Raw genomic sequence first — 18,184 nt, 5'->3', positions numbered from 1 at the left:
AGGACTTCGCGACCAGGCGCGCGTTGTCTTGTGGCGTTAGCAAGGCGCGCCAGTGGGGTGAGCGATGTGGAAGAATGCAACTGCTTTGCAGTGAAACTCGCGCGATACATGAGGCAATCAGGTTCACACAACTATAGGCCGTCATGCGCTGCGGCAATGAAGACACGGCGGCGAATTACCGCCGGTCTTTGCCTCCGTGCCCCACCGTTACAATTGCACTTTTGTTTCCAATTAAGACATAATTATGCCAAACACGGTAGATAATCCGTTGACAAAGTCTGAGTACAGAAAACAGGCAGACCCGTTACGCGGTCAGAGCAACCGGAGCAGTGATGCTGTCTTTCGAGAACGTGTCAAAATCATTTTGGACCGGGTCCCAACACAAGGTGATCCTGGACCGGGTGTCGTTCAAAGTTGAACTAGGCAACTCGCTGGGCGTACTGGCCCCGAATGGTACCGGCAAAACCACTTTGATCAACATGATTGCAGGTCTTGAGAAACCCGACGAGGGTGAAATCAGGCGTGGCTGCAACATCTCCTTTCCCCTGGGTTTCATGGGCGGAGTGGTGACCAAGGTCTCCGCGATGGAGAACGCCCGATACATTGCACGGCTTTACGGGCTTGATCCGGATTATGTCGAAAGCTTTTGTCGCTGGCTCTGCGGGTTGGGTGAGTATTTCGACCAGCCCATCGGCACCTATTCGGCAGGCATGCGCGCACGGTTTTCCTTTGCGCTGATGCTCGCGCTTGATTTCGACATGTACCTGATCGACGAGGGTATGCCCGGCACCACGGATGTAGAATTCAATCGCAAGGCAGGGGAAATCCTGCAGGAGCGCCTGCAAACCACCACCATTATCATCGTGTCGCATCAGGCACGTACGCTCGAGAAGTTCGCCCGATCAGCAGCAGTGCTGTTGAACGGTCAGCTCCATATGTTCGACACACTGGAAGAAGCGAAACGGCTTTATGACTACGAAACCGACAGCTAGAAAATTCCGCATCAAGCGGACGTCACCGGGGTTGAGCGCGAAGGACGCCAATCCTGCGGATCGTCCTCTGGCACCGGAAACTGCAGCTGAGGAACAAGAAGCCAAGGCGCAATCGCAGAAGCCGGCCGCGTCGGCTGACACCAACACCGAGAACGTGGCGCTGGAGCTGGATGCCATCCGCCGCGAAGGGCTGACAGGCCGGCAGCTGCGCATGGCACGGCGCGTGGCGCATAAAAACGGGTTGGCACCCACGTCGGATTTCGACGCGGTCCGCCTGTTGCGTGCACGTGGCATTGATCCTTTCCAACGGTCGAACATGCTGGAACTCGTGGTGCCCAAGAACCCGAACGATCCCACGCAGGAAACCGGGACCGAAGGCAAACAAAACGATGAGAACAAGAAGTCCGGGCGCATTCAACTGCCCCAAACAATGCCGGTAGACCGTGAAACCCTGCCATCGACTGAACACCTCAGCCCGGCTGAGATGCGTGATCGGCAAATCTCTGAAATTCAGCAGGACATTACGCGCCGCCGCCGCCGCAAGATGGGCATGCTGCTCGCACGATTGGCATTTTTTGTGATGCTGCCGACGGTGATTGCGGGCTGGTACTTCTATGCGGTCGCCACGCCAATGTACTCGACGAAATCGGAATTCCTGATCCTTCAGGCAGACAGTGCAGGTGGCAGCGCCATTGGCGGCCTGTTGTCTGGCACACAGTTCGCCACTTCGCAGGATAGCATCGCAGTTCAATCCTATCTGCAGTCCAAGGATGCCATGCTGCGTCTCGATTCAGATGTCGGATTCAAGTCGCATTTCTCGGCAGCCGATATCGATCCGGTCCAGCGCTTGGCCGAGAACCCCTCAAACGAGCAGGCCTACAAAACCTATAAGAAAAACGTGAAAGTCGGGTACGATCCGACCGAAGGTGTTTTGCGCATGGAGGTGATTGCGGCTGATCCCAATGTCAGCGCGAATATGAGCCAGGCCTTGATCGACTACGCCGAAGACCGTGTAAATAATCTAAGCCAGAAGAAGCGCGGCGACCAGATGGCCGAGGCGCAGACAAGCTTTGAAAATGCCGAAACCGAACGCCGAGAGGCGCAGGAAGCGCTGGTCACCTTGCAGTTGCAGGGTGACACGCTCGATCCGCAAGCGGTCATCGCCGGGCTGCGCGGACAAATCAATCAGGTGGAACTGCAACTGCTTGAAAAGGAACTGCAGCTGGCGGCGCTGCTCGATAATGCACGTCCGAACCAGTCCCGCGTCGATGGCGCGCGTGGCGACGTACGGCGGCTCAATGAACAGCTTGATGAGCTTAATGCACGGATGACGGATGCAAGTCAGGGCGAGAACTCTCTCGCTCAGCTCAACGTGCGTATCCAGATGGCACAGGCAGATCTTGCGACGCGGGACATGTTGTTGCAATCTGCGTTGCAACAAATGGAGCAGACGCGCATGGAGGCAAATCGGCAGGTGCGCTACCTGACCGTGAGCGTGAAACCTCTGGCCTCGGAGGAGCCAAGCTACCCGCGAAAGTTTGAGAACACGCTGGTGGCCTTCTTGATCTTTGCAGGTGTATATCTGATGGTCTCTTTGACTGCTTCCATTCTCCGTGAACAGGTGACCTCCTGATATGACGCATGTTTCCGTCGGCGATCTGACGATCGGCAATGACCGCCCGCTGACCGTGATCGCGGGCCCCTGCCAGCTGGAAAGCGCAGATCACGCGCAGATGATTGCCGGGGTGATGAAAGAGGCTTGTGTGGCAGCCGGCGCGCAATATGTCTTCAAGGCCTCTTATGACAAAGCCAACCGCACATCTCTTGACGGCGCGCGCGGTATGGGGATCGACGAGGGGCTCAAGGTTCTGCAGTCCGTCGGCAAGGCCAACGGTGTGCCGGTCATCACTGACGTACATTCCGAGGCGCAATGCGCCATCGCCGCCGAGGCTGTGGATATCATCCAGATCCCCGCCTTTCTCTGCCGTCAGACCGACATGCTGTTGGCCGCAGGCAACACCGGTGCTGCGATCAACGTGAAAAAGGGTCAGTTTCTGGCTCCCTGGGAAATGGACAACATCGTCACCAAGATCGAATCCACCGGCAATCGGCGCATTTTGCTGACCGAGCGTGGCACGACCTTTGGCTACAATACGCTGGTCGTGGATATGCGCTCCATACCACAAATGGCGCAGACGGGCTATCCGGTGGTAATGGACGCCACGCACTCGGTCCAGCAGCCGGGCGGGCGCGGCGGCTCCTCTGGCGGTCAGCGTGAATTCGCCCCGGTCATGGCACGCGCAGCCGTCGCCGTTGGCGTAGGTGCCGTTTTCATGGAAACGCATCAGGATCCGGACAACGCACCCTGCGATGGGCCGAACATGATCTACCTCGACCAGATGCCAAAACTCATTGAAACGCTAATGGCTTTCGACCGGCTGTCAAAGGCGAACCCTCTGACGCTCTAACGGTGTCACCTCTTGCGCCTAAGGTGGCCTGAAAGCCCACCTTACCTGCCGGTCGTGACCGCGATTTAGCAGGTAGGGTGGGCTTTCAGGCCACCCCTGTATTGCAGCCACGCCAACCCAAACGCCCGATGCGAATCAGCCCAGTTCGCCCCGTTCAGTCGAAGAGCTTGCGCAAAAGCTTTTCCTTGACCTTATCCTTCACCGCGTCCTCCGTCGATTGTCCGTCCTGTCCCGAAATGCCCAAGCGTTCGTTCAGTTTTTCCTTGGCCCTATTTTCCAACTCATCGGTTTTTGCACCGATCTCAGCCTCAAAGGCGGCCTCGAGGTCCGGTCTGATGGAGACGTCCGACCACGGCCCGGTGAAGCGCACAGGGATCGACACGCCCTGCCCGCTGTTGGCCCGCAGCGCGATAGGTGTGACGGTATAGTCCACTGTCTGCGCGCCCAGCCCCACAACACCTTCGCCAGTTGCCCGATAGTTTTTCAGCTGCAGCAAGAGATCACTGTTGCTCAGCACGCCCGAGGCGATTGACCATGTCCCGCCAAGGCTATCGAAAACGGTGGTCCCGCCGCTGGAGTCTCCCGACCGCATGAGCCGGTCCAGGTCAATCCCGAGGATCGTGCCCCGCCCGATCTGAACGGAGCCATCCCCCGACAGAGACCGCATGATCGCATCCACCGAGGCCCCTGCTCCGAGAAACGACAGCCGCGCATTGCCTTGGCCGGTCAGCCGGTCCAAGTCAGCGGCATCCCTCAGCAACGACTGCATCTGGATGGATTGAGCCGCAAGGCTGCCCCCCACGGACAGGCCGGATCGGTTGTTGATGACAAACTCACCGCTCAGGTTGCCACCGTAGGCGGCCACATCCCGCAAATCGAATACCATGCGCGACCGATCATTGCGCAAGAGCGCCCGTGTCGCTCCGAGCTTGAACTGACCCAGATCGATGCTCTGCGCCGTCAATACAATCTCGCCGTTGAACGCGGCAAGCCCGCTTGCGTCGATGGGTGTTTTCGGCCAACCGCTGCCGGCGTTGCCGCCAGCCCCAGCGCCGCCATCACCACCGCCGGTTTCAGGCGCGGCACCGGAACTCAGATCAAACACGCCCAAATTCAGTTGCGCATTAACCTGCGGCACACCGTTCAGCCCAATGTCAGCAGCTCCGGTAATTCGGTTTTTGCCCAACTCTGCAACGACGTCCCTCAATGCCAGTTGGCGATCGGGCGTCAGGGTCAACGCCGTGCTGAGATCAATGCTTCGACCCAGATTTTCAGGTAGTTCCGCGCCGGGCAACCCAAGCACTTGCAAGAAAGCGCCCGTATTGCTGGTTTTCAAGGTCAACGTGCCGGCAACGGCCCCGGTGGTACTACCGCGCCCGTCAAACGAAAGCGTCCCCACATCGGCGTCCACACTGGCGCGGAAAGTCTGCGTGTCGCCGGTGATGAAACCCGCAAAACCGTCGATAACCGCATCAACCGTCACCGGGTCACCGGTGGGCCGCAAGACGGCGGCAATCTCGGCAGGGCCCAGCCGTTCCGGCCAGTCGAGGGTCAGATCAACCCCTTCGTAAGAAACAAGATCACTGCCCTCAGCATCATAGATCAGCCGCGCATCCGTTACTTTCAGCCGCTCAATGCTGATCGGACGGGCGGGCCTACCGGGCGCGGTTTCAGTCTCGATCTGGGCCGCACCGCTTGCATCGGTGAATTGCCAGCTTGCGCGGCCATCCGCCCGCTGCTCCAGCCGAATCGTCGGGCTTTCCGCCTCGATATTGGTGATACGAATCTCACCCTGTAATAGCGCCATGGCATCCACACCAATGGCCGCGTTTGCGGCCTGCAGCATCGGGCCCTGATCCGCCCAGTCAGCATTACCCACTTCCAGACCGCCCGCACGCACCCCCAGCACCGGCCAGAACGTCAGCGCCACATCGCCCGTGATCGACACATCCCGCCCGGTCACGCCGCGCAATTGCTCTGCCGCGATACGTGCCACCCGGTCCGCCGGCAAAAAGAAAATCGAGACAACGCCCACCACGACAATCAGGACGACCAGCCCCAACAGACGGAAGATCCATTTCATGACAACACCTTTACTCTGATCCACCAGCCCTTTTCGGGGCTCCTCACTTCCACTATAGCGCAAGTCATGAGCACAAACCCACCCAATCTGCGCCCCGATCTCGCGCCAAAGGCACGGTTGCAGGACCCTGCACGCCCCGGACAGCCGACCATCGGCATGGTCAGTCTCGGGTGTCCAAAGGCACTTGTCGACAGCGAACGTATTCTGACCCGCCTGCGCGCGGAAGGTTACGGGATTTCACCCGATTACGCCGGGGCAAACGCGGTGATCGTGAACACCTGCGGCTTTCTCGACAGCGCGAAGGCCGAAAGCCTGACAGCCATCGGCGAAGCGCTGCAGGAAAACGGGCGGGTGATTGTCACCGGCTGTCTGGGCGCCGAGCCTGAATACATCACAGGCACGCACCCGAGCGTGCTGGCCGTGACCGGGCCGCATCAATACGAACAGGTGTTGGATGCCGTGCACGACGCGGTACCGCCCAGCCCCGATCCATTTGTCGATCTGCTACCCGCCTCCGGGGTCAGCCTGACACCACGGCACTTCAGCTACCTGAAGATTTCCGAGGGCTGCAATCACAAGTGCAAGTTCTGCATCATCCCCGACATGCGCGGCAAGCTGCAATCCCGCCCCGCCCATGCGGTGCTGCGCGAGGCGGAAAAGCTGGTAGAAAGCGGCGTCAAGGAGCTGCTGGTCATCTCGCAGGACACCTCCGCCTATGGCGTGGACATCAAACATGCAACGGATCGCGGGCATCGGGCACACATCACGGATCTGGCGCGGGATCTGGGGAGCCTGGGAGCCTGGGTACGGCTGCACTACGTCTATCCCTACCCGCATGTGCGCCAATTGATCCCGCTGATGGCGGATGGTCTGGTGCTGCCCTATCTGGACATCCCGTTTCAGCACGCGCATCCGGATGTGCTGCGCCGAATGGCCCGCCCGGCAGCCGCTGCGCGCACGCTTGACGAAATCGCAGCGTGGCGCGACATCTGCCCCGAACTGACCCTGCGGTCGACCTTCATCGTTGGCTACCCCGGCGAAACCGAGGCCGAGTTTCAGACTCTGCTGGATTGGATGGACGAGGCGCAGCTCGACCGCGTCGGATGCTTTCAATACGAAAATGTTGACGGCGCGCGATCAAATGCGCTGCCGGATCATGTGCCCGAGGAGGTGAAGCAGGACCGCTGGGAACGCTTCATGGCCACGGCACAGACAATTTCTGAGGCGAAACTGGCGGCCAAGGTCGGGCAGCGGCTTGAGGTTATCATTGATGAAATCGACGACGAGGCGGCCACCTGCCGAACCAGGGCGGATGCGCCGGAGATCGACGGAAACCTGTTCATCGATGAAGGGTTTGAGGGCTTGTCCCTTGGCGATATCGTAATGGTCGAGGTCGACGAAGCCGGCGAATACGATCTCTGGGGCCGGTTGATAACCTGACAGCAATCCTGTCCGTTGGTCGATCTGCGACAGTGCGCTATGCTCTACCTCACACGCTGATCAAGCCACAGTCTTTGCGCCAGAGAAAGCAACCATATGACCGATACGCCGAAGATCGCCCAGAAATCGCCCTACCGCGTCGAAGTGAGCGCCGGGAAAACCTACTTCTGGTGCACATGCGGCCAATCTTCGAAACAGCCTTTTTGTGATGGCTCGCACAAGGACAGTGCCTTCTCGCCCATGAAGTATGAGGCGCAGGCGGACAAAACCCTGTTTTTCTGCGGCTGCAAGGCGACCAAAACCGCACCTCTCTGCGATGGAACGCATTCCAAACTGTGACGATGCAAGGGCCAATTTAGCCTTGGGCTTGAAAATGTTCTCCATATGTTCTATTTATTAATGGAACTGTTAAGGGGGAGCATCCCATGTCTTTTGAACCCCAGATTCCCGGGCTTTTCGCACCCGGACAGGGTGCGCGTCCTGCCATAAACACTCTGGCAGCCACGGAAAAGCAGCTGCAATACGCACAGGCGATTGCCCAAAGAACCGGAACAGCGCTGCCGCAGGGATTGTCTGGCGATCGCGCCGCGCTTTCCGCCTGGATCGATGCCCATAAGACCAGGGCTCCAGGTGGCCGGTTTGCGAACTACCCGTCCTCCAAACAGGTTGCGTTTGCGGAAAGGATCGCCCGGATCAAGCGTCGTGATATCCCGCGAGAGTGCTTTCGGGACAAGGGCATGATGTCGAAATGGATTGACGGCAACAAGCCGCGCTAGTCTGCGACAATCAGGCGTCTGGACACATCATGGGAGCGATCTAGCTCCCGGCCATGAGCAAAACGGATATTCTCTACAACGGCACTTGCCCGGTCTGCAGCCGCGAAATTGCGCACTATCGGCGTCTCAGCACCGCGCGCGACTTGCCGCACCGCTATGATGATCTGGCGGATGCGGAAAACTTGCGGACATGGGGCGTAGATGCGGCTGACGCCGCGCGGCGCCTGCACGTGCGTAAAGACGGCCGGACTCACATCGGTGTTCCGGCGTTCATCGCGCTCTGGGAGGGCTTGCCCGGATATCGATGGCTGGCTCGTTTTGTGCGACTACCGGTCGTTTTCTTCCTGGCGAATTGGGCATACGACAGGATTCTTGCGCCGCTTCTCTACCAACGCCATGTGAAGCGTCAAAGTGAAAGCGCGGCGACAGATGCCGGACGCCATTCCAAACAGTGATTACAATCCTGCCGCTGTTCTGCGCACAGTCTCAATCCGCTGACTGTTCGGCGGATGGGTGCCGAGAAAGCGATCGCCCGGGTCCGGAATGCGGCTGAAGAACTGCGCCCCGCGCAGGGGATCGTACCCGGCCCGCGCGGTAATGATGGTGCCCAATGCATCCGCTTCCAATTCGAAATCCTTGGAATAGGTCCGCGCGCCGACCCTTGCACCTGTCCGTTGCGCTGACTCTACCGCTTCGCCGGTGCCGCCCAGGAGAACCGCCAGACTGCCCGCGATGACGGCACCTGCAACCGCATTTTGCTGCTGTCGTGCGATATGGCCTGCAATGTGGTGCGCCGCCTCATGCCCCATCACGAACGCCAGTTCATCGACATTGCGTGCATCCGCGATAAGCGCCTGCGTGAAAGCGATAATGGGTCGCCCGGATTTATCCAGTGTTTGGAACGCGTTGGGAGGCTGGTTCGGTCTGCTGTCGACGACGATCTTGAAGTCACAATTCACACGTGACGTACGCGCCCGGCACTCCCGCTCCGCCACAGGTTCGACAGTGCGCACCACTTGGCCAAAGCTTTGCACCGACGCGCGGTTAATCGTACCGCTTTGTCCGGCAGCGGGTGCCGTGGGTCCGGTTGGCCCGGACGTTGTTGTCACCTCGCACCCAGCGAGCACCATTGCGGCAATGATTGTGGCTATCGGCTTCCATCGCATGGGGTGACTCTCTCCGCGCTTGTTACTGCCGTGTATCTTAGCACCTTCACTCCCGGCGACCAGTCCGATCACACAGCTTTGTCCCCCTTGCATCGCGCGTCGCAACCCGTAGTCTGACCCCATGTTTACAATCGAACACGAATTCGACGCGACGGTCGTGACCCTTGTGGATGATGGCAAAGCACCCTTGCAGGAAGACGTGAGCGTGCATGCGACGGAGAGCGCCATTCTGCTGAACCAATACGACCCACGCACGGACCGCACCGTTTCCATCACGCTGTCCCCTGAACAGTGGCGCGATCTGACGGCAGCGCTGAACCTGCCGGAAGGCGTCTACCGCGCCGAGTAACCCTGACCAAAACGGGCTGCGAATTCCCTCTGGCCCCTCTCCCGGAGACCAATAAATGAGCGTCGGCACCAACATTCACACCTATTTCGACGGTCGCTGGCACAGGGGCGATGTGCCGGTGATGCAGGCGGCTGATCATGGCGCCTGGCTGGGCACGACGGTCTTTGATGGTGCGCGGTTCTTTGCGGGTCGCGCGCCGGACCTGGTGCCGCATTGCGCGCGGGTCAACCGCTCTGCCGAGGCGTTGATGATCAAGCCGACGGTCAGCACCGAAGACATGGTCGAAATCGTCCGCGAGGGCCTAAAAAACTACGGGGCTGGGGATGCTGTCTATATCCGCCCGATGTATTGGGCGATCCATGGAGATGACACCGCCATTGTCCCGCGCAGGGATGAGACCGGTTTCGCGATCAGCCTGGAACAGATCCCCATGGCGCCGGCGGATGCGGCAGCCACGCTTGGTCTCACAAGGTTCCGCCGCCCGGTGATGGAAGACAATGTCGTCAACGCCAAGGCGGGATGCCTTTACCCCAACAACGCGCGGATGCTGGCTGAAGTCCGCGCGCGCGGGTTCAGCAATGCGCTGGTGGCGGATGCGATGGGCAATGTCGCGGAAACGGCCACAGCCAACATCTTCATGGTGCGGGATGGTGAGGTCTTTACCCCGATCGCCAATGGCACATTCCTTGCCGGAATTACCCGAGCGCGTCACATCACGAATATGAAGGCCGACGGCATTGTCCTGCATGAAAAGGTGCTGACGTTTGATGATTTCCACAGCGCGGATGAGGTTTTCATGACCGGGAACATGTCAAAAATCACGCCGGTCAAAGCGCTGGAGGACACAACGTATCAGGTTGGTCCCATGGCGCGACGGCTGCGCGAGATGTACTGGGACTGGGCCGCCTCGGAACCTTTATGACGGGTCGTCCTGGGCTGACCTGAAAAAGACTTCGCGAATGGCCAGTTTGGAGGCCGCATGCAGCGCGCCCATGTGCACCTCCAGCGGCGACCAGAGCCAAGACACCGCAGGGTCGTGCTTCATCGCCCAATCGGGAAAGAGCCGGTCGGGCACGCCTTCGGACACCAGCGATGTCACTTCCACATGCCGATCATCCGCGCAAATCCGCTCGTATGTGGCCTCGACCTTCAACCGAGGGCCCTCAAGAAGCTGCAGAAAAACATCCGGCCGACAGATCAGCGCGCCGGTGATGTCGTCCCGCGCGTTTCGGGACCGTGCCGTTGCCAGAATACTGGCCAGCATGTTCAGGTCGTACCCAAAAGGACGCGAGGTATAGATCAGCTGATAGACGGACATTTTCCGGACCTTTCCGCTTGTCCCACCAGAATTGCGCCTTGCGTGCCTTCTGTCCAGAGGCAGCCGGACAGAGATTGCGATTGCGCCGCCCGGAAACTGAGGTCATGATCTGCCAAAAAGGGGGACATCGTAAGATGCGCAAGTTTCTTGTCGTGCTGGACGACAGTCGCGAATGCCTGAACGCCATGCGATTTGCGGCGATGCGGGCGGCCAATACCGGCGGCGGGGTCGAAATCCTCTCGGTCATTCCGCCGGATGAATTCAACCACTGGATCGGCGTTGGTGCTGTGATGCGTGAAGAAGCGCGCGAACGGATCGAAGTGCATTACGAGGTTTTCGCCAAATGGATGCGGGACCGGCAGGGCATTGATCCTGAACTGGTAATCCGTGAAGGCCCGCCCGTGGATGAGATATTGTCGCAGATTCACGAAGACCCGGAGATCGGCGTATTGGTCTTGGGTGCAGGGACCGACAAGAAGGGCCCAGGCCCGCTGGTCACGCAACTCACAAAAAGTGCGGGAACGCTGCCCATTCCGATCACGATTGTGCCCGGCGACCTGAGCAAGGAAAAGCTTGAGGCGATTACCTGAGCGTTTTTATTAATGTGCCGTGGCCCTGCCTAGATTAGAATGATTCCAAACCTTGACTTAACGGGGCACGACCCGCATATCTGAGGCATCCTCAGGAGAAAATCCATGTTCATTCAGACAGAATCGACACCGAACCCCGCCACCTTGAAATTCCTGCCCGGTCAGACCGTGCTGGAGATGGGCACGGCTGATTTCCCGACCGCTGAAACGGCGGATAAATCGCCTCTGGCGACGCGTGTTTTTGGGGTTGAAGGGGTCACCGGCGTCTTCTTCGGGACCGACTTTGTCACCGTGACCAAAAGCGACGCAGTCGACTGGGATCACATCAAGCCCGCCCTTCTGGGCGCGATCATGGAACATTTCCAATCCGGGCAGCCTGTCATGGCCGGGGATCACACACCGGCCTCCGGTCATGCGGAACACACCGGGGAAGACGGCCCGATCGTCAACCAGATCAAGGAATTGCTGGACAGCCGCGTACGACCTGCCGTGGCGCAAGACGGGGGCGACATCACCTTCCACGGCTTTGACCGCGGCGTTGTCTACCTGCATATGCAAGGCGCCTGCGCCGGGTGTCCCTCCTCCACGCTGACACTGAAGATGGGGATCGAAAACCTGCTGCGCCACTACATCCCCGAGGTCACCGAAGTGCGCCCGGTCGCCACGTAAGCAGATCATGGACAAGAACCCGCCGATCACCGGTCGGTGTTACTGCGGAAAGACCCGGTTTTCGGTTTCTGCCCTACCTTCCGTCGTTTCCTACTGCCACTGCTCGGACTGTCGGCGCGTTTCTGGCGCGCCGGTGGCTGCTTTTGCAGCCTTTGCGGATGGGTCCGTGCGATACACGCCCGACCCCGGCACGCCTGTGTCGCATTTTGACGGCGTAGAACGCTGGTTTTGCGACGCCTGTGGGTCACAGCTTGGTGCACGCTACGGCTATCTTCCGGGACAGATTTACGTGCCCCTTGGCCTCATTGATCAGGCGGCAGAGCTGCCGCCAAGCTTGCATTCCCATGCCGCGTCCGGATTGCCGTGGTTGCATATCCAGGACAAGCTTCCTCGAAATGAAACAACCGCCCGCGATGCGCTACGCCCCGGATCAGAGCAGTAATGACCCAACACGCGCCCGTAACCGTGCTGGCATTTGATACCGCCGCGCCGTATTGCGCGGCGGCGGTGTTATCGGATGGGCAGCTTGTGGCGCAGGCGGAAGAGCCCATGCAGAAAGGGCAGGCCGAACGGCTTGTGTCTCTCTGTGACGATCTGCTGACATCTGCGGATTTATCCTTTGGCGCGCTGACGGCAATCGGCGTGGGCATCGGCCCGGGAAACTTCACCGGCATTCGAATTTCTGTCGCGGCGGCGCGTGGGCTTGCCCTGGGTCTTGGCGTCCCCGCCGTTGGCGTGTCCAGTTTCGACGCCCTGCGATATGGCCACGATGGCCCTTGCGCCGTGGCAATCGATGCCCGCCGAGACCACCTCTATTTCCAGCGCTTTGATGGAGCGGCGACCACAGAGCCGCTTATGGCTCCCGCACTTTGCCTGCCCGCCTATGACGGGCCCCTTTTTGGCGCGACGGGTCAGTCGCCCACCTACCCGGTTGCGCAAGCCATCGCTCATCTGACGGCAGAACGATACAGCACGACAACCCAGCGCCCGGCGCCGCTCTACCTGCGACCGGCGGATGCGGCGCCTGCGCGCGACGCACCACCCGTCATCCTCCCATGACGCCGGCAGAGCTGGCCAATCTGCATCGTTCTGCTTTCCAGTCTGAACGAAACTGGTCGGCCGATGAATTTGCCGACCTTCTGCTGAGCCCGCATGTTACTCTCATCGCTCATTCGCAGGGGTTCGCCCTGATCCGCATCGTCGCAGGGGAGGCGGAGCTGTTGACCCTCGCGGTGCATCCCGACCACCACCGTCAAGGCATCGCTACCAGACTGATGACCCAATGGATGTCGGATGCGGCGGCGCAAACGGCATTTCTGGAGGTAGCTGCAGACAATCTCGCGGCGCAGAACCTTTACCGCAAGCATGGATTCGCCGAAGCCGGGCGGCGGCGGGGCTACTACAAGCGTTCTGACGGCACCACGGTCGATGCTGTGCTGATGACAGCGGCATTGCCCTGCGGTCAGGGGCCTGAATCCCCCCGCACACCTTGAAAAACCGGTTGACCCTGCCCGTCAGCTAGGCCCTAATTTGCACAGGAACAGATAAACTCTGCTCATACCGGGCGGCTTTGGGCTATGATTGGCCCGCCGGACGCCCCAAAATCACAAACTGGGAGACCCCTGAATGACTCTTATGCACAAATTTCTCGGCGCAACGGCTGCACTGGCTTTGTCCGCTGGTGCCGCCCTCGCCGAACCCGCGCTGATCTTCGATCTTGGCGGCAAGTTCGACAAGTCCTTTAACGAAGCGGCGTTCAACGGAGCCACACGCTGGGCCGAAGAGACCGGCAACTCCTTCCGTGACATCGAACTGCAGTCCGAAGCGCAGCGCGAGCAGGCTCTGCGCCGCTTTGCCGAATCCGGCGCCAACCCGATTGTCATGACCGGTTTCGCCTTCGGCGACGCGCTGGGTCAGGTGGCGAGCGACTACCCGGACACGGATTTCGTCATCATCGACATGGTGGTGGATGCGCCCAACGTCCGTTCCGTGGTCTTTAACGAACATGAAGGCTCCTACCTCGTTGGCATGCTGGCCGCCAAAGCCTCGCAATCCGGCACGGTCGGCTTCATCGGTGGCATGGACATCCCGCTGATCCGTAAATTCGCCTGCGGCTACGCGCAGGGTGTCAAGGCCGTCAATCCCGACGCCACGGTGATTGCCAACATGACGGGCACGACGCCTGCCGCCTGGAACGACCCGGTGAAGGGCTCCGAGCTGACCAAGGCGCAGATCAGCCAGGGCGCTGACGTGGTCTATGCCGCTGCGGGCGGCACCGGTGTCGGCGTGCTGCAAACGGCGGCGGATGAAAACATCCTCTCCATCGGTGTGGACAGCAACCAGAACCACTTGCATCCGGGCAAAGTGCTGACCTCCATGCTCAAGCGCGTCGATAACGCTGTCTTTGACGCGATGTCTGACGGCCCGGGCATGGAAAAAGGCTTTAACGTCATGGGGCTTGCCAATGGCGGCGTCGGCTATGCCATGGATGAAAACAACGCCGATCTGGTGAGCGCAGACATGCAGGCGGCGGTTGATGCTGCTGCTGACAAAATCGCAGCCGGAGATCTGGCCGTGCATGACTATACATCGGACGACAGCTGCCCGGCTCTGAGCTTTTAAAGCATGAACGGCAGCGATACGTCGGGGCGGCAGGAAACTGCCGCCCCCGCCATCGAACTCCAGGGCATTTCAAAGGCTTTTGGACCGGTTCAGGCCAACAAGGACATTTCCATCCGGGTCATGCCCGGCACGATTCACGGCATCATCGGAGAGAACGGCGCGGGCAAATCGACCCTGATGTCGATCCTTTATGGCTTTTACAAAGCCGACAAGGGCGAGATTTTTATCGCCGGGAAGAAAACCGACATCCCCGACAGCCAGGCGGCGATTGCCGCAGGCATCGGCATGGTCTTCCAGCACTTCAAGCTGGTTGAGAATTTTACGGTGCTCGAGAACATCATTCTCGGGGCCGAAGACGGTGGGCTGCTGACCCCCTCGCTCGCCAAGGCGCGCAAGACGCTGCTGGAGCTGGAGCATGAATACGGGCTCAACGTCGACCCGGACGCGGTGATCGAAGAGCTTGGTGTCGGCATGCAGCAGCGTGTCGAAATTCTCAAAGCCCTCTACCGGCAAGCCGATATCCTGATCCTCGATGAGCCCACCGGCGTGCTGACCCCGGCAGAGGCGGATCAGTTGTTCCGCATCCTCGACCGGCTGCGCGAAGAGGGCAAAACCATCATCCTGATCACCCACAAACTGCGTGAGATCATGGAAGCCACGGATACCGTGAGCGTCATGCGGCGGGGCGAGATGACGGCAACGGTCAAGACCAAAGACACCTCTCCGGCGGAACTTGCCGAGCTGATGGTGGGGCGCAAGGTCCTGCTGCGGGTTGATAAAAAACCCGCCGTCCCTGGCGATGTTGTTCTCGACATCAAGAACTTGCACGTGGTTGACGACAAGGGTGTCGAACGGCTCAAGGGGATTGACCTGCAGGTGCGCGCCGGGGAGATCGTCGGGATTGCCGGTGTGGCCGGGAACGGCCAGTCCGAGTTGCTAGAGGTACTAGGCGGCTATGCCGATGCCAGTGGCGAGATCCGCGTAAACGGCCAGCCGCTTGATCTGTCCGGCAAGCATTCTGACGGACGCTCGCGCCGGGCGCGTGGCATCGCCCATGTGCCAGAAGACCGGCAGCGCGAAGGGCTGATCATGGATTTCTCCGCCTGGGAGAACACCGCTTTTGGCTATCACCGCGATCCGGATTACCAGTCGGGCGTCTTGCTGAACAACGCGGCCATTCGCGCCGATACCGAAGCCAAGATGGAGCGGTTCGATGTCCGCCCGCCCAACCCGGGCCTGGCCGCCAAGAACTTCTCCGGAGGCAATCAGCAGAAGATCGTGCTGGCGCGTGAGATCGAGCGCAACCCCGATCTGCTGCTGGTCGGCCAGCCCACCCGCGGCGTCGACATCGGGGCAATCGAATTCATTCACCAGCAGATCGTGGCCCTGCGCGACAAGGGCAAGGCCGTGCTGCTGGTCTCGGTCGAGCTTGAGGAAATCCTCGCGCTGGCAGACCGGGTTGCGGTGATGTTCGACGGGCATATCATGGGTGAACGGGTATCGGCGGAGACGGACGAAAAAGAACTGGGGCTGCTGATGGCCGGTGTAGGGAACTAAAGCATGGAAGTGATGCCAAAATGGGCCGAGGTCACCCTCGTCCCGCTCATCTCGCTGCTGCTGGCCGCGATCCTGTCGGCGCTGGTGATCCTTGCCATTGGGGAAGACCCGATTGCGGCGGTGAACCTGATGGTCACGGGCGCCTTGGGCAGCACCTATGGCTGGGGCTACACGCTTTATTACGCGACCAACTTCCTCTTTACCGGCCTTGCCGTCTCGGTGGCCTTTCATGCGGGTCTTTTCAACATTGGCGGCGAAGGACAGGCCATGCTCGGCGGGCTGGGCGTCGCCTTGGCCTGCCTGCTGATCCCCTGGCCGCATTGGACGCTGGCCCTGCTGGGCGCGGCGGGCGCGGCGGCGCTGTTCGGGGCGGCGTGGGCCGCCATACCGGCGTTCCTGCAGGCCAAACGCGGCAGCCATATCGTGATCACCACGATCATGTTCAACTTCATCGGCGCGGCCGTGCTGAACTACGTGCTCGTGAACCTGATGCGCCCGGCGGGCAGCATGGACCCGGCCACCGCCCGCTTTCCGGAAACCACGCACCTGCCGACCTTGCATGACATCCTCGCACCCATCGGCATCAACTTCTCCAAGTCCGCGCCCGCAAATGTGACCTTCCTGATCGCGCTGCTCGCCTGCGTGCTCGTGTGGTTCCTGCTCTGGCGCACGTGGTTAGGATACGAAATCCGCAGCTACGGCAAATCTGAACCTGCGGCCAAATACGGCGGCATCTCTCCCACGGCCATCACCATGATCGCCATGCTGATCTCCGGCGGTCTGGCGGGGCTCATGGCGATCAACAACGTGATGGGCGAAGCCGAACGACTGGTGCTGAACGCGGTCGAAGGCGCGGGCTTCATCGGCATCGCCGTGGCCCTCATGGGGCGCAGCCACCCGTTTGGCGTTCTGCTGGCAGCAATCCTCTTTGGGTTCCTCTATCAGGGCGGGGCCGAACTCGCCCTCTGGACATCGATTCCCCGTGAGCTGATCGTAGTCATTCAAGCCCTTGTGATCCTCTTTACCGGCGCGCTCGACAACATGGTGCGCATGCCACTGGAACGGCTGTTCCTGATGATGCGGCGGAGGAATGCCTGATGGATTTCCTGACCCTCATCCAACTGCTCGACAGCACCGTGCGTCTGGCCACCCCGCTGCTGCTGGCCTGCCTGGCCGGACTGTTCTCTGAACGGGCGGGCATTTTCGACATCGGCCTTGAAGGTAAAATGCTTGCCGCGGCGTTCTTTTCCGCCGCGATTGCCGCGCTGACCGGCTCTGTCTGGATCGGTCTGCTCGCGGGCATCACCGCGTCGATGTTGTTCAGCCTGCTGCATGGGCTGGCCTCCATCACCTTCCGCGGCAACCAGTTGATTTCCGGCGTTGCGATCAATTTTCTGGCCGCGGGGCTGACGGTTCTGATCGCGCAGGACTGGTTCAGCCAGGGCGGGCGCACCCCCTCTCTGATGGGCGGCGCAAGGTTCGAGCCCATCACCCTGCCCTTCGCCGAAGCCTTCGGGTCCGTGCCCTTTATCGGCCCGATCTATCAGGAACTGATTTCGGGGCACTCGATCCTTGTCTATCTCGCTTTCGCCATGGTGCCGCTGACGTGGTGGATCCTGTTTCGCACGCGCTTCGGCCTGCGCCTGCGCGCCGTTGGGGAAAACCCTGCCGCCGTGGATACCGCGGGTGTTTCCGTCGTCGGGTTGCGCTACGCCGCCGTGATGATCTGCGGGATCCTCTGCGGCATCGCGGGCGCTTACCTCTCAACAGCTCTGCAGGCAGGGTTCGTCAAGGACATGTCCGCGGGTCGCGGGTTCATCGCGCTCGCCGCCTTGATCTTTGCCAAATGGCGGCCCTGGTATGCACTCTATGCCACGCTGCTCTTTGGTCTTTTTGGCGCGCTGGAGACCCGCCCGGACGTGATCGAAGCGCTATTCGGCATCAAGGTACAGGGGGCTCTCTTGGGCGCGCTGCCCTACGTCATGACCGTGATCATTCTGGCCGGTTTCGTGGGCAAAGCGATCCCACCTCGCGCAGGAGGCGAACCCTACGTCAAAGAGCGCTGATCCCATAAGGCCAGTTCGGCCTTTTATGTCAGTCCTGATTGCTGCAGGGCAGCAAGGGGCATTGATTTTGCACCCCCCTGTGCTCTAA

21 protein-coding genes are annotated in these 18,184 nt (G+C 60.3%); 18 read left to right on the top strand and 3 right to left on the bottom strand.

The window, feature by feature from the left end:
* The first annotated feature begins 332 nt into the window (after nt 1-332).
* Genes Q1A07_RS12930 through kdsA form a run of 3 tightly spaced genes read left to right on the top strand, consistent with a single transcriptional unit; the run spans nt 333 to nt 3,460 of the window.
* Nucleotides 333-992: an ATP-binding cassette domain-containing protein gene (locus Q1A07_RS12930; RefSeq protein ID WP_299781316.1), complete on the top strand. Its 660-nt coding sequence runs from the start codon at nt 333-335 to the stop codon at nt 990-992.
* On the top strand, nt 970-2,625 hold the full coding sequence (locus Q1A07_RS12925) for a capsule biosynthesis protein (RefSeq protein WP_299781315.1): 1,656 nt from the start codon (nt 970-972) through the stop codon (nt 2,623-2,625). Before Q1A07_RS12930 ends, Q1A07_RS12925 begins: the two co-directional genes overlap by 23 nt.
* Nucleotide 2,626: 1 nt before the next feature.
* A complete protein-coding gene (kdsA, locus tag Q1A07_RS12920) occupies nt 2,627-3,460 on the top strand; it encodes a 3-deoxy-8-phosphooctulonate synthase (protein ID WP_299781314.1) in 834 nt (277 codons plus the stop codon).
* A 154-nt stretch (nt 3,461-3,614) separates the two neighbouring features.
* On the opposite strand, the gene Q1A07_RS12915 is transcribed toward kdsA, so the two are convergent.
* Nucleotides 3,615-5,543, bottom strand: a complete 1,929-nt coding sequence (locus Q1A07_RS12915) for an AsmA family protein (protein WP_299781313.1) — start codon at nt 5,541-5,543, stop codon at nt 3,615-3,617.
* Between the two features lie 66 nt (nt 5,544-5,609).
* Here Q1A07_RS12915 and rimO point away from each other — a divergent pair, with 66 nt between their 5' ends.
* From rimO to Q1A07_RS12895, 4 genes are all read left to right on the top strand, one after another.
* Nucleotides 5,610-6,983 (top strand): 30S ribosomal protein S12 methylthiotransferase RimO, encoded by a 1,374-nt coding sequence (gene rimO / locus Q1A07_RS12910; protein ID WP_299781311.1) that lies wholly within the window; start codon nt 5,610-5,612, stop codon nt 6,981-6,983.
* 96 nt (nt 6,984-7,079) lie between these two features.
* Nucleotides 7,080-7,322 carry a CDGSH iron-sulfur domain-containing protein gene (locus Q1A07_RS12905; RefSeq protein WP_299781309.1) on the top strand — a complete coding sequence of 81 codons (243 nt, stop codon included), beginning with the start codon at nt 7,080-7,082 and terminating at the stop codon, nt 7,320-7,322.
* A gap of 86 nt (nt 7,323-7,408) precedes the next feature.
* Entirely contained in the window at nt 7,409-7,759 is a 351-nt protein-coding gene (locus Q1A07_RS12900) for a hypothetical protein (RefSeq protein WP_299781307.1), read from the top strand.
* 53 nt (nt 7,760-7,812) lie between these two features.
* Nucleotides 7,813-8,214: a thiol-disulfide oxidoreductase DCC family protein gene (locus Q1A07_RS12895; protein WP_299781305.1), complete on the top strand. Its 402-nt coding sequence runs from the start codon at nt 7,813-7,815 to the stop codon at nt 8,212-8,214.
* Here the strand turns inward: Q1A07_RS12895 and Q1A07_RS12890 are convergent, their stop codons facing one another.
* Complete coding sequence (locus tag Q1A07_RS12890; RefSeq protein WP_299781303.1) at nt 8,215-8,925, bottom strand: M48 family metallopeptidase; 711 nt, start codon at nt 8,923-8,925, stop codon at nt 8,215-8,217. It lies immediately after the preceding gene.
* Nucleotides 8,926-9,046: 121 nt separating this feature from the next.
* Between Q1A07_RS12890 and Q1A07_RS12885 the strand changes: the two genes are divergently transcribed.
* Nucleotides 9,047-9,274, top strand: a complete 228-nt coding sequence (locus Q1A07_RS12885; RefSeq protein ID WP_299781301.1) for a hypothetical protein — start codon at nt 9,047-9,049, stop codon at nt 9,272-9,274.
* 55 nt (nt 9,275-9,329) lie between these two features.
* Nucleotides 9,330-10,196: a branched-chain amino acid aminotransferase gene (locus Q1A07_RS12880; protein ID WP_299781299.1), complete on the top strand. Its 867-nt coding sequence runs from the start codon at nt 9,330-9,332 to the stop codon at nt 10,194-10,196.
* Here Q1A07_RS12880 and Q1A07_RS12875 read toward each other — a convergent pair.
* The gene (locus tag Q1A07_RS12875) at nt 10,191-10,592 is read right to left on the bottom strand and encodes a BLUF domain-containing protein (protein WP_299781297.1); all 402 of its coding nucleotides are present in this window, start codon (nt 10,590-10,592) and stop codon (nt 10,191-10,193) included. The two genes, Q1A07_RS12880 and Q1A07_RS12875, sit on opposite strands and share 6 nt — an antisense overlap.
* Before the next feature lie 134 nt (nt 10,593-10,726).
* Here Q1A07_RS12875 and Q1A07_RS12870 point away from each other — a divergent pair, with 134 nt between their 5' ends.
* The 9 genes from Q1A07_RS12870 to Q1A07_RS12830 all read left to right on the top strand — a co-directional run bounded on the left by Q1A07_RS12870 (nt 10,727) and on the right by Q1A07_RS12830 (nt 18,096).
* Entirely contained in the window at nt 10,727-11,182 is a 456-nt protein-coding gene (locus Q1A07_RS12870; protein ID WP_299781295.1) for a universal stress protein, read from the top strand.
* A gap of 105 nt (nt 11,183-11,287) precedes the next feature.
* A complete protein-coding gene (locus Q1A07_RS12865) occupies nt 11,288-11,851 on the top strand; it encodes a NifU family protein (protein WP_299781293.1) in 564 nt (187 codons plus the stop codon).
* A 25-nt stretch (nt 11,852-11,876) separates the two neighbouring features.
* Nucleotides 11,877-12,293 (top strand): GFA family protein, encoded by a 417-nt coding sequence (locus Q1A07_RS12860; protein ID WP_299781993.1) that lies wholly within the window; start codon nt 11,877-11,879, stop codon nt 12,291-12,293.
* Nucleotides 12,293-12,910, top strand: a complete 618-nt coding sequence (tsaB, locus tag Q1A07_RS12855) for a tRNA (adenosine(37)-N6)-threonylcarbamoyltransferase complex dimerization subunit type 1 TsaB (protein WP_299781291.1) — start codon at nt 12,293-12,295, stop codon at nt 12,908-12,910. The genes Q1A07_RS12860 and tsaB overlap by 1 nt, the downstream gene beginning before the upstream one ends.
* Entirely contained in the window at nt 12,907-13,344 is a 438-nt protein-coding gene (locus tag Q1A07_RS12850) for a GNAT family N-acetyltransferase (protein ID WP_299781289.1), read from the top strand. Before tsaB ends, Q1A07_RS12850 begins: the two co-directional genes overlap by 4 nt.
* Nucleotides 13,345-13,477: 133 nt before the next feature.
* Entirely contained in the window at nt 13,478-14,473 is a 996-nt protein-coding gene (locus Q1A07_RS12845; protein ID WP_299781287.1) for a BMP family ABC transporter substrate-binding protein, read from the top strand.
* A 3-nt stretch (nt 14,474-14,476) separates the two neighbouring features.
* Nucleotides 14,477-16,030, top strand: a complete 1,554-nt coding sequence (locus Q1A07_RS12840) for an ABC transporter ATP-binding protein (protein ID WP_299781285.1) — start codon at nt 14,477-14,479, stop codon at nt 16,028-16,030.
* A 3-nt stretch (nt 16,031-16,033) separates the two neighbouring features.
* On the top strand, nt 16,034-17,128 hold the full coding sequence (locus tag Q1A07_RS12835) for an ABC transporter permease (RefSeq protein WP_195821767.1): 1,095 nt from the start codon (nt 16,034-16,036) through the stop codon (nt 17,126-17,128).
* The gene (locus Q1A07_RS12830) at nt 17,128-18,096 is read left to right on the top strand and encodes an ABC transporter permease (RefSeq protein WP_299781282.1); all 969 of its coding nucleotides are present in this window, start codon (nt 17,128-17,130) and stop codon (nt 18,094-18,096) included. Before Q1A07_RS12835 ends, Q1A07_RS12830 begins: the two co-directional genes overlap by 1 nt.
* Nucleotides 18,097-18,184: the final 88 nt, after the last annotated feature.

The organism is uncultured Roseobacter sp., from assembly GCF_947492555.1.
Taxonomy (GTDB): Bacteria; Pseudomonadota; Alphaproteobacteria; order Rhodobacterales; family Rhodobacteraceae; genus Roseobacter.
Note: the sequence above shows the minus strand (reverse complement) of the source record. Positions and strands in the feature narration are given on the sequence as shown.

Excerpts from the sequence above, each read along its gene's own strand:
- Q1A07_RS12840 (WP_299781285.1), top strand. The coding sequence starts at position 14,477 with ATGAACGGCAGCGATACGTCGGGGCGGCAGGAAACTGCCGCCCCCGCC.
- Q1A07_RS12890 (WP_299781303.1), bottom strand. The coding sequence starts at position 8,925 with ATGCGATGGAAGCCGATAGCCACAATCATTGCCGCAATGGTGCTCGCT.
- Q1A07_RS12865 (WP_299781293.1), top strand. The coding sequence starts at position 11,288 with ATGTTCATTCAGACAGAATCGACACCGAACCCCGCCACCTTGAAATTC.
- Q1A07_RS12875 (WP_299781297.1), bottom strand. The coding sequence starts at position 10,592 with ATGTCCGTCTATCAGCTGATCTATACCTCGCGTCCTTTTGGGTACGAC.
- Q1A07_RS12870 (WP_299781295.1), top strand. The coding sequence starts at position 10,727 with ATGCGCAAGTTTCTTGTCGTGCTGGACGACAGTCGCGAATGCCTGAAC.
- Q1A07_RS12900 (WP_299781307.1), top strand. The coding sequence starts at position 7,409 with ATGTCTTTTGAACCCCAGATTCCCGGGCTTTTCGCACCCGGACAGGGT.
- Q1A07_RS12880 (WP_299781299.1), top strand. The coding sequence starts at position 9,330 with ATGAGCGTCGGCACCAACATTCACACCTATTTCGACGGTCGCTGGCAC.
- Q1A07_RS12845 (WP_299781287.1), top strand. The coding sequence starts at position 13,478 with ATGACTCTTATGCACAAATTTCTCGGCGCAACGGCTGCACTGGCTTTG.
- tsaB (WP_299781291.1), top strand. The coding sequence starts at position 12,293 with ATGACCCAACACGCGCCCGTAACCGTGCTGGCATTTGATACCGCCGCG.
- Q1A07_RS12885 (WP_299781301.1), top strand. The coding sequence starts at position 9,047 with ATGTTTACAATCGAACACGAATTCGACGCGACGGTCGTGACCCTTGTG.
- Q1A07_RS12930 (WP_299781316.1), top strand. The coding sequence starts at position 333 with ATGCTGTCTTTCGAGAACGTGTCAAAATCATTTTGGACCGGGTCCCAA.
- Q1A07_RS12850 (WP_299781289.1), top strand. The coding sequence starts at position 12,907 with ATGACGCCGGCAGAGCTGGCCAATCTGCATCGTTCTGCTTTCCAGTCT.
- Q1A07_RS12915 (WP_299781313.1), bottom strand. The coding sequence starts at position 5,543 with ATGAAATGGATCTTCCGTCTGTTGGGGCTGGTCGTCCTGATTGTCGTG.
- Q1A07_RS12925 (WP_299781315.1), top strand. The coding sequence starts at position 970 with ATGACTACGAAACCGACAGCTAGAAAATTCCGCATCAAGCGGACGTCA.
- Q1A07_RS12895 (WP_299781305.1), top strand. The coding sequence starts at position 7,813 with ATGAGCAAAACGGATATTCTCTACAACGGCACTTGCCCGGTCTGCAGC.
- kdsA (WP_299781314.1), top strand. The coding sequence starts at position 2,627 with ATGACGCATGTTTCCGTCGGCGATCTGACGATCGGCAATGACCGCCCG.
- Q1A07_RS12905 (WP_299781309.1), top strand. The coding sequence starts at position 7,080 with ATGACCGATACGCCGAAGATCGCCCAGAAATCGCCCTACCGCGTCGAA.
- rimO (WP_299781311.1), top strand. The coding sequence starts at position 5,610 with ATGAGCACAAACCCACCCAATCTGCGCCCCGATCTCGCGCCAAAGGCA.
- Q1A07_RS12830 (WP_299781282.1), top strand. The coding sequence starts at position 17,128 with ATGGATTTCCTGACCCTCATCCAACTGCTCGACAGCACCGTGCGTCTG.
- Q1A07_RS12835 (WP_195821767.1), top strand. The coding sequence starts at position 16,034 with ATGGAAGTGATGCCAAAATGGGCCGAGGTCACCCTCGTCCCGCTCATC.